We start from the raw sequence: 13,511 nt of genomic DNA, 5'->3' as shown, positions 1-13,511 counted from the left end.
TTTTATAGGCAAACGGTTCCGGCATCAAATAAATATGGACAGATTCTGGCCAATCGCCCTTATTAAATGACCTTGAAAAGAAATCGTGTTGTGAATTACACGATCCGAAAAAGTAAATAATATTTCAACATAACGGCACCATACTAAAAAAATTATGACGGTGCTTTATTTTTGTTGCTTTGTATCTGAATAACAGTCTTACGCTTTTTTACCCGACCCAATCCTCCACTTAACCAATATTACCGCAATTTTCTTCCGAACCTAGAATTGGTAATTTTAGTGTAAGCGTTTGGGAAAAGGCACCCAAGAACCAGCCTCCCATTGGCGTGCATTGCTTTTACAACTGATTGGAATAAAAAAAGGGGCTTCAACACCCCTTTTTCAACTCCCTGAAATTTCAATCAAACGGCTATACTGCTGATACCTTTCTCGAGTGCAGTGCCCATATGGTCGGCCATCGAGGTTCCTTCGGCGCGTACGATTTCGAAATCGGTGACGCCAATAAAGTTGAAAACATTCTTGAGGTAAGGGCTCACCGAATCCATGAATTGCATCGGTCCGTGCGAATAAATCCCACCCGAGGCGAGCGCCACATATACTTTCTTGTCCTTGAGCAAACCTTCTACTCCATTGGCGGTATATCGGAAAGTGACGCCCGAGCGCACAATGTGATCGATCCAAGCCTTCAAGGCCGATGGCATACCAAAGTTATACAATGGAACGCCGATCACGATGATGTCTGCCTGTTGGATTTCGGCCACCGCTTCCTCGGATTCACGGATGGTCGAGGCGTGCGAATCGGTCCATTGTTCCTTTGGGGTGAAAAAGGAATCGAGGTGTGAAGCCGACAAATGCGGCAGGTTTTGCTGGGCCACGTTGCGCACCTTGACGGTACTTCCCGGATGCAGGCTGGTGATTTTGTCGATGATGGCGTTGCCAAGCCTGATACTGTAAGAGGCATCGCCACGCGGGCTCGAAATAATGTGCAATATATTCTTCATTGTATGTTGTATTAAATTACTACACAAAATTACTTACCTTTGCTTTTAAAAAGTTAGTAGTATACAAAAGGTAAGTAGTTACCTTTTGGTAAACACCTCCAATCCCATGAAAGAAAAAATAGACAACGCCACCTGCGAGAGGAAGCTCAATGCCGTGGGCGACGCCATGTATGTCATCGGCGGCAAGTGGAAACTGCGCATCATCATCGCCATCAAGGAAGGCCACAAACGTTTCAATGAATTGCAACGCACCATTGTCGGGATTTCGGCCAAGGTGCTTTCGAGCGAACTCAAAGACCTAGAACTGAACGGATTCATCCGAAGAAATGTCCAAACCGGAACACCTGTAATTGTCGAATATGAATTGACCGGGTACAGCGACACGCTCGAAGATGTGCTGGCTTCATTGAGCGCCTGGGGAGAAATGCACCGCGAAAAAATACGCGCCGAGCGATAGGCAAATTCATCCATCGAATGAGGCTAATTTTCTAATTTTAAACAGATTAAACATCATTGTGTCGTTTTTTGTTATCTTAGATGCAACAAAACGCCATTTGATGATCTTGATCAAATCCAAAAAAGACCTGCTCATAAAACTCCCGCTGGGCATCGTGATCATTGCGCTTTTCGGCATCAGTCCGATACTGGTCAGCATGGTGATGTCCCGGATTACCGAATTCCTGACCAACGAGCCTTGCCATGAGGGAAATTGCATCTGGGGCGGATTGGGTTGGTTATTTTTGCTGACCATCCCGCTTGCCGTCATCTTCTTCTTCCTTTTCTTGATCATCTGTCTGGTTGATATTTTAAAATTGGCACGGCTTAAAAATTAAATCGACAACCTGCCTTTTCCCAACTCGGTCAAGGCGTCCAAAAACGATATTTCAAATCATTCCCCTCCAGATTGACGATATTTAGCTATTTCCCAAAATCGTAAATGGCCAAACGTCCACTTTTTATAGGTCTGCCGCAATTGGCATGGGCTTGGCATTCCCAAACCAAACACCAATTTGTAATCTTAAAAAGCAGAAATCATGAAAAGAACAATCCTCTTTGCCGTCCTTGCGATGGCTTCGCTTGTGGCTTACGCCCAAAAACCGAGTCCGTCGTTGCTCAATCCCACCAACCACAGTCTGGTATTGATCGATTATGAAGGCCAGATGGCTTTCCCTGTGCAGAGCATTCCCGTAGACCAACTGCGCAACAATGCCGCGATCGTCGCCCATGCCTCAAAAATCTTCAACATACCGACCGTTGTGACCACCGTGGCCGAGAATTCATTCAGCGGTCCGGTGTTTCCCGAGATCCTCGAAGTCTATCCCAAGGAAACCTCGAACTTCATCGACCGTACGACCATGAATACCTGGGAAGATGTCAACGCGCACAAAGCAATCGTCGCCAAGGGAAAGAAAACCATCGTCATGGGCGGCCTGTGGACCAGCGTTTGTATCGTCGGGCCGGTATTGTCTGCCATCAGTGAAGGCTATACCGTTTACGTGATCACCGATGCCAGCGGCGATGTATCGAAAGAAGCACATGAAATGGCCGTGCTGCGTATGGTACACGCCGGGGCCGTTCCTATTACATCGGTACAATACCTGCTCGAACTGCAACGCGACTGGGCACGCAGCGGCACCTACAAACCGGTCAACGACCTGATCCAGAAATACGGCGGCGCTTATGGTATTGGGGTACAGTACGCGCGAAACATGCTCAAGCATTAAACAAGACCGGCCTGACATTTTTTTGACGGCTAACAACGGCAATAATGGGATGCCTCCATTTCTTGTTCTAGTTCAATGCGCAACGAATTGAACGGCAGTAATTTTACCTCATCAAAAACCAACACTTATATTCAAATGGAAAATAAAATTTTAGGCATCCACCACATCACAGCCATCGCCGGCGATGCCAAACGCAACTTCGATTTTTATTCAAAAGTACTCGGCTTACGTTTCATCAAGAAAACGGTCAATTTTGACGATCCGGGAACCTATCATTTCTATTTCGGTGACGAAGTGGGAAGCGCAGGTACCATCCTGACTTTTTTCCCATGGGGCGCCGGTTTGCAGCAAGGCCGAAAAGGTTCGGGCATGGCCACCGAAATTGGTTATTCCGTTCCGCAGGGCAGTCTTGAATTTTGGATCGAACGCTTCGAAAAATACAACGTCATCTACAACAAACCATCGGTCAAATTCGGTGAACGGTACTTGACCTTTCTCGATCCGGACGGTTTGAAACTGGAACTCATCGAATCCAAAACACCCGATAACCGCAAGGCTTGGGAAACCGATGAAGTCAAGGCCGATGTGGCGACCAAAGGATTCCACAACATTACCTTGACGCTCAAAAACATCAAACCGACTGCGGCCATTTTGACCGAAATTTTCGGTTACCAGTTAATGGAACAGGAAGTCAACCGTTACCGTTATGCCACTTCCGAAGTCGAAGGCGCCGCGATAGTCGACCTGGTCGAATTGCCCGATGAAAAACACGGCCATGTAGCCAATGGATCAGTTCACCACGTGGCTTTCCGCGTACCGAACGACGAAGTGCTGATGCATTTCCGCGAAAAAATCGAAAACTACGGCCTGAGCATCACGCCACAGATCGACCGCCAGTATTTCCACTCGCTGTATTTCCGCGAACCGGGCGGCGTATTGTTTGAAATCGCCACCGACAATCCCGGTTTTACGGTTGACGAAACTTTGGAAAACCTCGGAAAAGGATTGAAATTGCCACCGCGATACGAATCGATCCGCGAAGACATTGAAGCTAATCTTGTAAAAATAAATTAATATGGAATTTCAACCTTTAAAATACATTTATGAGGCTTCGGGCAATCCGGATGCCTACACACTGCTGCTGCTCCACGGGACCGGCGGCGACGAACACGATTTGATCCCGATTGCACAGCACTTTGGCAAAGACCTTAACGTGTTGAGCCTGCGCGGCAACATTTCCGAAAACGGCATGCCGCGCTTTTTCCGACGCATCGGCATGGGGATTTTCGACGAGAAGGACCTTGAATTCCGTACCCGTGAAATGATCCATTTCCTCAAGGAATTGGCCGCCAAGAAAAAATTCGATGTGACCAAAATCATCGCGCTCGGTTATTCGAATGGGGCCAATATTGCCGGTGCCTCGTTGTTCCTGCAACCCGATTTCCTGGCCGGTGCGATATTGCTCCGACCGATGCAACCGTTCCGCTATTCAGAAATCAGGCTCAGCGGCAACCATGTTCCGGTGCTGATTGCCTCGGGCAAAAACGACCCGACCGTGAACCGCATCGACACCGAGAATTACGTCAAGGTGCTCGAAGAAAACAAGTTCAACGTCACGCATTTCGAAGCCAACGCCGGGCACAACCTGACTTCGGCCGACCTCGATGAAGCCGTGACCTGGTACCGCCAAGCCTATTTGAGCAAACATTCTGCTTGATTATAATCCTCGTTTCTCTTTTTGGATCCTGAAATGTCCCCGCGATATTTCAGGATTTTTTTTTCGTTTAGCGACATTCGGCGAGTTGGCACCAATGCCATTTCAGGCCAAGTCAAGCAGGATAAGGCTTGGCCGATGCGGCACAAACTTTGGCTTTCGGTGGGTGACCTTAAAAAATTACGAATCATGAGAACCTTTATTTTTAAACCTGCCGCCATCGCGCTGCTACTTCTGGTAGGGGCCGGCTGCGACAACAAAGCCAAAATTATGACTGAAGTTACTACAACACCAACTACTGCGGTTGCCGATTACGCGACCGATACGCACATCGACCAGGGAACCAAGGCGTTCCTCAAAGTCCTCAATACCTCGGGGGGCAAACCGCTCAATGAATTGTCGAAAGAAGAAGCGCGAAATGTACTCGTCGGGGCGCAGGCCGCGATGAAAGTCGATCTTTCGGGCATCGAGGAGTCCGAAAAAACCATCACCGCCGACGGACATACGATCAAACTCAACATCTCGCGTCCTGCCGGAAAATCGGGAAAACTGCCGGCCTTTATGTTCATCCACGGTGGCGGTTGGATACTCGGCGATTACCCGACCCACCAACGCTTTGTGCGGGATTTGGTTGTGGCTTCTGGATTTACCGCCGTATTTGTCAATTACACCCCATCGCCCGAGGCCCAATATCCGCAAGCCTTGAATGAAATCTACGCCGCCACGAAATGGGTTTCGGAACATGGCGATGAAATCAATGTCGACCCAAGCAAGCTCGCCATGGTGGGCAACAGCGCCGGCGGGAACATGGCCGCCGCCGTGACGATGATGACCAAGGAAAAGAACGGCCCCGACCTCAAGATGCTGCTGTTGTTCTGGCCAGTGACCGATACGGGTTTCAATACCGAATCCTACGCCAAATACGCCAACGACCGATTCCTGACCGCACCGGTGATGAAATGGATGTTCGACCAATACACCACCGACGAGAAAGCGCGCAAGGATGCCCACATCTCATTGGTCAGCGCGACCAAAGAGCAGCTCAAGGGCTTCCCGCCCACTTTGATCCAGGTCGCCGAAAATGACATCCTGCGCGACGAAGGCGAAACCTTCGGGCGATTGCTCGACGAAGCGGGCGTAGACGCAACTACCGTACGCTACAACAGCATGATCCATGATTTCGGATTGCTCAATGCACTGGCCAATTTACCGACGACCAAAGCCCTTTTCGAACACGCAGGCGCAGCCTTGCAGAAAAACCTTAAATAAATTGACTCCGGCGCGGCACTGCTGGTGAGGTCATGGTGTCGCGCTTTTTAATCTCAAAATCATGAAAACAAAAAATATAAAAATCATAGGCATTGTGTTGGCCTTGGCTGCCGGGACAGGCGAAAGCCAAGCACAGGGTTCCGCTGCGGCCCAAACGCAATTTGCCGAAACCAGTGGGCGCAAGATCGCTTTCCGGTCGTTTGGCAAAGGCAACCCGATTGTATTGGTGAACCGCTTCAGGGGAACGATGGACAGTTGGGATCCGTTGTTTTTGGACGAACTCGCGCGGCACCACCGCATCATCATTTTCGACTACACCGGCATCGGCGAATCGACGGGTACGCTGCCTACTGATATCGTGGCCGTGGCCAAAGATGTAAAGGACCTGTGCGATTTTCTGCAACTCAAAAAAACAGCCGTCCTGGGATGGTCTTACGGCGGATTTGTGACGCAGGCTGCTTTGTTCCAATATCCGGACTTGGTGACACACGCGATTCTCGTGGGCACCAATCCGCCTGGGGCAAATCCACACGATCTAGAACCCATTTTCCTCGAACGCGCACTGATTCCGGTCAACAATTTTGACGATTTTACCGTGCTGTTTTTCGAACCCAAATCGGAGGTGAGCAAGGCCGCGGCCAAACGTTCCTACGACCGCATTGCCAAACGTTTCGATGTGTCGAAGGTGCCGGCCAAGCAGGAAATCTTTGATTTGTATTTCCAGGGAGGCGCTACTTTTAAAACCGACGCTTACCATTGGCGCGACCAGCTCAAAAAGACGCAAAAGCCGGTGCTCGCAGTATGCGGTGACCACGACATTTGCTTTCCGGTCGAGAACTGGTATGCGCTGGCGCGTGAACTGCCCAGCACGCAACTCATTGTATTTCCGCATTCGGGGCACGGGCCGCAGCATCAGTTTCCGGAACTCACGGCCCAATACATCACCAATTTTCTTCAGTTAACCCACTAAATCCAAAAAGTATGACATCGATTAACTCAAAAACCATCGTATTCATCACCGGAGCTTTCGTAAGCCATCTGGGATGGAACCATTGGATCGACTATTTTGAAAGCAAAGGTTACACCTGCTATGCTCCGCCCTGGCCCTACAAGGAAGGCACCGCGCGCGAGCTGCGCATGAAGCAACCCAACGATGAAGAACTTGCGTTGTCGAGTTACAAGGGCGTCGTGGACAGTTATGCGGACTTTATCAAAAAACTGCCCGAAAAACCAATCGTCATCGGGCATTCGCTGGGCGGATTGACGACGCAATTGATGATTTACCGCAACCTCGGGGCAGCCGGCGTGATGATCCATTCGGTGGCGCCGCAGGGAGTATTGTCGTTCGAATGGTCGTTCATCAAATCGATCTGGAAACCGTTGGGCTACTTTACTTCGCGCAAAAGGACGCATCTGATGAGTCTGTCCGAATGGCAATACGCATTCACCAATGGCCTGTCGCTCAAAGACCAACAGGAATCCTATGACCAAAGTACGATTCCCGAATCGAAAACGGTATTGCGCGATACGTTGACGAGCGTTTCCAAAGTCGACTTCAACAAGCCGCATGCGCCACTGCTGTTCATCTCGGGCAGCACCGACCACATCATGCCGGCTTCGCTCAATTACACCAATTACAAGAAATACAAAGACCCAGGCTCGATTACCGAATACAAGGAATTCGAGGGGCACAACCATTATGTGCTTGGTTTGCCGACCTGGAGAGAAGAAGCGGATTACATTTTGAATTGGATTGATAAATATTCCGCACCACGCGAACTGCGCTATTCATAATGTTAGTTAAGTTGGTTAAGCCGGTACTGAGTGCCGGCTTTTTTTATCCAAAGAAGTTGTTCTTGATGCCGAGTTTTTTGATTTTCGAATTGAGCGTCGAAGGCGGAATGTTGAGTACCTCGGCCGCACCGCCCACACCGGACACCTTGCCCTTGCATTTCTTGAGGATGTAGCTGATGTAGTCGCGTTCGTTTTCGTGGATGGTCTTGATCGAATAGGTCTCGCCTTCGGCTTTTTCTTTTTTGTGCAGCGATGGCAATTGGATTTCCTTGATCGTGTTGCCTTCCGAAAGCAAAATCCCGCGCTGGATGACGTGCTCGAGTTCGCGGATGTTACCGGGCCAGTCGTAAAAATCAAACTGCTGCAAAACGCCAGAGGAAACCGACAATCCCTTGCGGTCGGGAATCGCATACAATTTGAGGAAATGCGAAGCCAAATCGGGGATGTCTTCCTTGCGTTCGCGCAACGAGGGCACCGTAATCGGGAACACGTGCAAACGGTAATACAAATCGAGGCGGAACTTTCCGGCAGCCACTTCTTCCTCGAGGTTTCGGTTGGTCGCGGCGATGATGCGCACGTCGATACGAACTGGCGATTGTCCGCCGATGCGTTCGATTTCTTTTTCCTGCAACACCCGTAGCAATTTGACCTGCAATTCCATCGGCATCTCGCCAATCTCGTCGAGGAAAATCGTTCCGCCGTCTGCAAGCTCGAACTTGCCGATTCGTTTGTCGACTGCCCCCGTAAATGCTCCTTTTTCGTGTCCGAACAACAGCGATTCGGATAAATTGTCGGGAATCGCACCGCAATTGATGATCACCAGCGGTTTGTCTTTGCGCGATGACATGTGGTGGATCGATTGCGCCACTTTTTCTTTACCTGTACCGCTTTCGCCGAGGATCAACACCGAGGTTTCGGTAGGCGCTACCCTTCGGATCAGGTCGAACACCGAGCGCATTTTCTCGCTGTTGCCGATCATCGTTCCAAAAGCAGTGGGTTCGGTCCGTGCCGGTTCTGCAATGGGTCGGGCCAACGGAGTTATCGTGGGTTGGACAGGGTCGGCATGCAGCGCAACAAAACGCCGCAAGGTTTCTTTCGAGCCCGGCCAATAAATCGAGGTGTGCCGTTTCATAAACCACCGGCTGGCGGTTGTAAAAAAAGAAGTGGAAGATTCTGTCCTCCTTGACTTGCAGCGGAAAAGCCAAAAAGGATTTGATGCCAAAAGTCGTCGCGACCAAACGGCGGATGGGCGATTCGCGGCACAGCTCGGCCAGTTCCTGATGCCCACACAATTGGGGCGATTCGACTTTGGGCGAATGCTCGTACATGCGCAGCAATTCCTGCTTTTGCAGCCCCGCCGTTTTGGCGAGTTTGTCCGCAGTGATGATTTGGTATTCATCGAGGTTCCGGCGCAACAAACCAATCGACTGATTGTTTTCGGAAGTGCGATCGATAAAACCGCATTCCATGTAATCGAACGGGAGGTGCGGCTGGACGGCAGTTCCGAATTCGATGACTGCCTGCTCCCATTTGGATTCATTCCTGGCGATTGTTTCGATGCTTTTTTGCAGTAAATTCTGTTGCAGCAACAACGATTCGAGACTGTGCTTGTGCCGGTAGCAGGCGATTTCGAGCGTAATGATGACGTCCTGTTCGCGGAATGGTTTGACGATGAATCCGTACGGCTGTGTTTTTTTGGCTTCCTCGAGAATGCTTTTGCTCGAATTGGCCGAAATATAGACAAACCCAATGTGGTTTTCCTGCAGCCTTTTGGCCAGGTCGATCCCAGTTTCATTGCCCTTGAGGATGATGTCGAGAAAAACCAGGTCGGGTTTGACCTGCTCGAGCAATTCGACGGCCTGCGCCACCGAACGCGCAATCCCGACCACATCATAGCCCGCTTTCTCGATGATGAGTTGCAGGTCATGTGCCTCGATGAATTGGTCTTCTACAATGAGTACCTTTTTTTTGCTGTTGTGCTCCATGGTATCAAAATTCAATTGGACTATTAAATCCGGAACATCGGCAACGGACGCCACGGATGTTTCAAAAAATACCGCCCGCTTTGCCGCAATAAAAACGAATGGAACCCGCGGTTCGGAATTTCCTTTAGGATACTTTCGATGGTCGATCGGGGAATTCCAAATGTAAGCAATCCGCGCGAGACATCGATCCAATCGGCCTTGCGAAATGCCTGTACCGTTTGGGCGTATTCCCCGGTGTAGCTTTTCACTTTATGGTGGCAGTCGATCATCCGTTTAATTTCCGCTGCCCAAGCCGTTTGGCCGATGGTTTCGAGATAATCCAAAGCCTGGCCGACAGACGGATCCAAATAATCAAAAGTGCCGGCCGTCCAAATCCCGATGTCGTGGAAAGCCGCGGCTATGGCATATTTCGCTTCGTTTTCCTGAGTCGGGTCGAGCAATCGGCAAAACAGATAGACCCGCGTCGCGTGATTGGTATACCTTTCAAAATCTTCACCGATGGTGATCCTGTATGGTTCCAAAATAGACTCGAGCATTGTCTTTCCGCCTTCCATAATTTTCGATTTAAGAAACCGCCTTGATGTTTTCGAGCGTCTGGGTTTGTGCCTGGATCGTTTTGCGGTCCTGGACAAAAGTCATGCTGATGCGCAAACCGTTGTCGTTCTCGATGTTGAGTTTGGCGTCGAGGTCCGAGCTGAGTCCGTTGATGAGTTTCATACCGAGCGACGAATTGCCGCTGGGCACCGACTTTTCGGGTAAACCGGTTCCATTGTCCTTGATCGAAAGTTCGATGGTCGATTCGGAAACCTGTTTCAAAACGACAGTGATCGTTCCTTCGCCCTGCCCTGGAAACGCATGCTTGATCGCATTGGTGATCGCTTCGTTGATGATGAGCCCGAGCGGTACGGCCTGTGAGGTATCGAGTTCTATCGGCTGGATGTCGGTGACAAAACGGATGCGTTGGCCGGTGTCGAACGACTGCTTGAAATACTCGATGAGTTCGCAGATGTACACTTCCATATTGATCGCGATCACATTATCGGATTGGTACAATTTCTTGTGGATCAGCGACATCGAATGGATGCGGTGCTGGCTGTCGCGGATGGCCACCATGGCCGCCTTGTCCTTGAGGTAATGCGACTGGGTATTGAGCAAACTCATGACCATCTGCAAATTGTTCTTGACGCGGTGGTGGATTTCCTTGAGCAGCCATTCCTTCTCGTCGACGAGTTTTTCGAGCGTGCTGTTTTTCTGGTTGATTTCGTTTTTCTGTGACTCGAGGATGCGGTTGGTTTTCTGCTTGTTGCGATAGCCGCTGTACAAAAGCAACAGGATGATCACAAGCAATACAATACCGCCCACACTGATGTTCTTGATCTGCAAGGTTTGCAGCAAGCGACTCTGCTGCAGTTCGCTTTGCTTCTTGAGCAATTGATTGCTTTTTTCCTTGATGGCCAAATCTTTGTCTTTTTTGTCGGTCTCGTATTCGATTTTGAGTTGGGCAATCTGACGGTTCTTGTCGGCCGAAAGCAACGAGTCATTGATCATTTTTTCTTGTTTGAAATGCTTGAGCGCATCGTCGAAACGCAGTTGTGCCGAATCGATGCGCGCAAACATGCGGTGGATTTCGGCAATGGCCTTGGCATTTTTGATCTTTTCGGACATCAGCTTGTATTTTTCGCCATATTTGCGTGCCAGATCGTACTGCTTGGCACCAAAATGATAATCGGCCAGCGCGGGATAAAGTACATTTTGCCGCATGTCGTTCTCAGGAAATTGTGCAGAAAAATCCATCGCCTTTTTGCTGTATTTTTCCGCACTTTTGTAATCCTTGAAATAAGTGTAGCCCCTTAAAAGGTTGGAAACCGCAGTAATCTGGTAATTCGGCGGCAAACTGCCCAATTTCTTTTCGAGCCCTTTCATATAGAAAAGTGCTTCCTTCTCCTTTTTGAGTTTTATCGATACCAGAATGAGGTTGTTCTCGACTTGGATGATTTGTCCGAATACATCAAATTTCTTGTACTGCTGGTAGGCTTTCTCGAAATAGGAATAGGACGTCTTGAGATCACCGACGCTGTAATAGATCCGGCCACCGTGGTGGTAGACTTCGGCCGATTCAGCCGATTCGACCCCCAAATGTTCGACCGTTTTGATCGCCGACAGGATATGGGCAATCGCCTTTTCGTAATTGGCCATCTGGTTGTAGCCGACGGCCAGATAGCAATCCACGAGGTGCGTGCGCTCGTAACCGATTTGCTTTTGGATTTTGAGCGCTTCTTCCAGATGTTCCATTCCCGGCAGCATTTCACCCATGATGCCCATGCGCCACGCGCCCATTTCGGTCAATGCCGATGCCGCTTCCTTTAATTTCCCGCCGAGCTTGAAATTCTTCGAGGCATTTTCGAGCGCATCGAATTTGTCCTTGGGGATGCAATTCTGTGGAAGCGCAAAGGCCAGGGCCATATACGCTTCACCGAGGTCATTTTTGTTGCCCCATTTCGTAAAATAGTCAATCGATTTGTTCGCCCACTCGATCGCTTCCTTGGTTTCGCCTTTGTTGGCTTTGTAGCGCGACCATGACATGTAAGTTCCGCCGATACCGCGTTTGTATCCGATTTTTTCGCTCAGGCTTTCGGCTTTCGTGAGGTAAAACAGCGAACTGTCGAGCAGTTGGGCGTTTTCCGGACGCAGGGCCAATTCAGCGAAGTGGGCATCGAGGTCGAGCCAAGCGTCAATGCGTGTGGCATCGTCCTTTGCCAGACGCAGTTTCTGGTGCAGTTCCTTGTAGATGTTCGGGTTACTTTGCGCGAAACCGACCGAGGTGAAGGCCAACCCCAATAAAAGCATTGTAATTTTGTGCATGTGAAGAATTTTACTCAACTAATCCTTTGAAAAACAACCAGATAATACCCTGAAAGCCGATATAAATGTAAACAATATATGCGACAATCCGGTGCCATCGGCCGAATTCTTCCAACCAATACCGATGCCAATGCCAAAACGGCCCAGCCGATAGACAGCAAGTCCAGCGAATTAAAGTCTTTTGTAAATAGTTGTCCCTTTCGGCAGCCGGCAATCCCGCCTCCTTTTTTCGTGGATTAGCGAAATACCGCTAAAATTGCGACTGAAAATTTGCCTGGGTCAACCAAAGAAAATCCCGAGTTCCGAAACCAATCTTTCGACACTGACTTTCTCGATCGGGTGTTGTGTCTGGGGCAAAACCACCAAGCTTGCATGGGGCAGACTGCGGTAAACGGCAATCGTTTCCTCGAGTGTGACCATCTGGTCTTTGTCTCCGATGGCGATTCTCGTTGGGATTTGAATGGCTTGGTAATCTTCCAATTGCAATGGATTGTTGTCGCCCAAACCGATCATCATTTCGGCGGTTTTGGCCATCACGGTTTTCCAGTCGTTGGGTGCGTGGCGTTGCTGGAGCTCTGCGGCGAATGCGGGAATTTTCTCTGCGATTTTTTCGGGGTTGAGCATTTTGGTTTCGCGTGCGGCAATTTCGGGCGTCCATTCGAATTTGGTCGCCAAAGTAAAAATGCCGTCGATGCGTTGCGGATGCATTTTTGCCAGATACAGCGCCACATAACCGCCCATGCTGTAGCCAAATATTTTGATTGCATCGATTTGATTGGCATCAAGGTAATCGAGTGTTTCCGAAGCGAATTGCGCGATGGAAAAATCGTTACCGATCGCTGCGCCACCGTGTCCGCTAAAGTTGAGCGTATGGACTTTGTATCGCTTTTCGAGTGATTGCACCAGTGCATCGAATTGTTGTTTCGCCCCGATGGCACCGTGGAGTAGTAAAATATCCTGCATCTTTATACCGATTGGGATTCGCGCGACCGCATCGCCATTCGCCGTTCTTCTTCCTCAAGAAACAAACGTTTCTTCTTTTCCTGATTTTTCTTCGACCACATGGCCACGCCAATGATGATCGCAAATTTGGCGAAGATGATGAAACCGATGATGCACAATTCGATGATGCTTAAGTCGCCCATATTGTTTCTTTTAAGAT

General features: G+C 49.5%; 15 protein-coding genes. 8 read left to right on the top strand and 7 right to left on the bottom strand.

Annotated features, from left to right (window positions below; genetic code table 11):
- Positions 1-401: 401 nt before the first annotated feature.
- Complete coding sequence (locus QM717_RS05530) at positions 402-1,001, bottom strand: FMN-dependent NADH-azoreductase (protein WP_415035635.1); 600 nt, start codon at positions 999-1,001, stop codon at positions 402-404.
- 106 nt (positions 1,002-1,107) lie between these two features.
- Here QM717_RS05530 and QM717_RS05525 point away from each other — a divergent pair, with 106 nt between their 5' ends.
- The 8 genes from QM717_RS05525 to QM717_RS05490 all read left to right on the top strand — a co-directional run bounded on the left by QM717_RS05525 (position 1,108) and on the right by QM717_RS05490 (position 7,502).
- The gene (locus QM717_RS05525) at positions 1,108-1,458 is read left to right on the top strand and encodes a winged helix-turn-helix transcriptional regulator (RefSeq protein ID WP_415035633.1); all 351 of its coding nucleotides are present in this window, start codon (positions 1,108-1,110) and stop codon (positions 1,456-1,458) included.
- A 100-nt stretch (positions 1,459-1,558) separates the two neighbouring features.
- The gene (locus tag QM717_RS05520; protein WP_415035631.1) at positions 1,559-1,834 is read left to right on the top strand and encodes a hypothetical protein; all 276 of its coding nucleotides are present in this window, start codon (positions 1,559-1,561) and stop codon (positions 1,832-1,834) included.
- A gap of 201 nt (positions 1,835-2,035) precedes the next feature.
- The gene (locus QM717_RS05515) at positions 2,036-2,725 is read left to right on the top strand and encodes a hydrolase (RefSeq protein ID WP_415035629.1); all 690 of its coding nucleotides are present in this window, start codon (positions 2,036-2,038) and stop codon (positions 2,723-2,725) included.
- A 135-nt stretch (positions 2,726-2,860) separates the two neighbouring features.
- Positions 2,861-3,799 carry a ring-cleaving dioxygenase gene (locus tag QM717_RS05510; RefSeq protein ID WP_415035627.1) on the top strand — a complete coding sequence of 313 codons (939 nt, stop codon included), beginning with the start codon at positions 2,861-2,863 and terminating at the stop codon, positions 3,797-3,799.
- A 1-nt stretch (position 3,800) separates the two neighbouring features.
- Entirely contained in the window at positions 3,801-4,442 is a 642-nt protein-coding gene (locus QM717_RS05505; RefSeq protein WP_415035625.1) for an alpha/beta hydrolase, read from the top strand.
- Between the two features lie 186 nt (positions 4,443-4,628).
- On the top strand, positions 4,629-5,708 hold the full coding sequence (locus QM717_RS05500) for an alpha/beta hydrolase (protein WP_415035623.1): 1,080 nt from the start codon (positions 4,629-4,631) through the stop codon (positions 5,706-5,708).
- A gap of 61 nt (positions 5,709-5,769) precedes the next feature.
- The gene (locus tag QM717_RS05495) at positions 5,770-6,678 is read left to right on the top strand and encodes an alpha/beta fold hydrolase (RefSeq protein ID WP_415035621.1); all 909 of its coding nucleotides are present in this window, start codon (positions 5,770-5,772) and stop codon (positions 6,676-6,678) included.
- An 11-nt stretch (positions 6,679-6,689) separates the two neighbouring features.
- A complete protein-coding gene (locus tag QM717_RS05490; RefSeq protein WP_415035619.1) occupies positions 6,690-7,502 on the top strand; it encodes an alpha/beta hydrolase in 813 nt (270 codons plus the stop codon).
- A gap of 43 nt (positions 7,503-7,545) precedes the next feature.
- On the opposite strand, the gene QM717_RS05485 is transcribed toward QM717_RS05490, so the two are convergent.
- The 6 genes from QM717_RS05485 to QM717_RS05460 all read right to left on the bottom strand — a co-directional run bounded on the left by QM717_RS05485 (position 7,546) and on the right by QM717_RS05460 (position 13,494).
- Positions 7,546-8,460 (bottom strand): sigma-54 interaction domain-containing protein, encoded by a 915-nt coding sequence (locus tag QM717_RS05485; RefSeq protein ID WP_415035617.1) that lies wholly within the window; start codon positions 8,458-8,460, stop codon positions 7,546-7,548.
- Complete coding sequence (locus tag QM717_RS05480; RefSeq protein WP_415035615.1) at positions 8,378-9,487, bottom strand: response regulator; 1,110 nt, start codon at positions 9,485-9,487, stop codon at positions 8,378-8,380. Before QM717_RS05480 ends, QM717_RS05485 begins: the two co-directional genes overlap by 83 nt.
- Before the next feature lie 23 nt (positions 9,488-9,510).
- Positions 9,511-10,041, bottom strand: a complete 531-nt coding sequence (locus QM717_RS05475) for a hypothetical protein (protein ID WP_415035613.1) — start codon at positions 10,039-10,041, stop codon at positions 9,511-9,513.
- Between the two features lie 10 nt (positions 10,042-10,051).
- Complete coding sequence (locus tag QM717_RS05470) at positions 10,052-12,349, bottom strand: histidine kinase dimerization/phosphoacceptor domain -containing protein (protein WP_415035611.1); 2,298 nt, start codon at positions 12,347-12,349, stop codon at positions 10,052-10,054.
- A 279-nt stretch (positions 12,350-12,628) separates the two neighbouring features.
- Entirely contained in the window at positions 12,629-13,312 is a 684-nt protein-coding gene (locus tag QM717_RS05465) for an alpha/beta fold hydrolase (protein ID WP_415035609.1), read from the bottom strand.
- Between the two features lie 2 nt (positions 13,313-13,314).
- Complete coding sequence (locus QM717_RS05460) at positions 13,315-13,494, bottom strand: hypothetical protein (protein WP_415035607.1); 180 nt, start codon at positions 13,492-13,494, stop codon at positions 13,315-13,317.
- Positions 13,495-13,511 lie beyond the last annotated feature (17 nt).

Source organism: Flavobacterium sp. (assembly GCF_047602195.1).
GTDB lineage: Bacteria > Bacteroidota > Bacteroidia > Flavobacteriales > Flavobacteriaceae > Flavobacterium.
The sequence above is the reverse complement of the archived record's forward strand: the minus strand, read 5'-3'. Positions and strand labels throughout refer to the sequence as shown.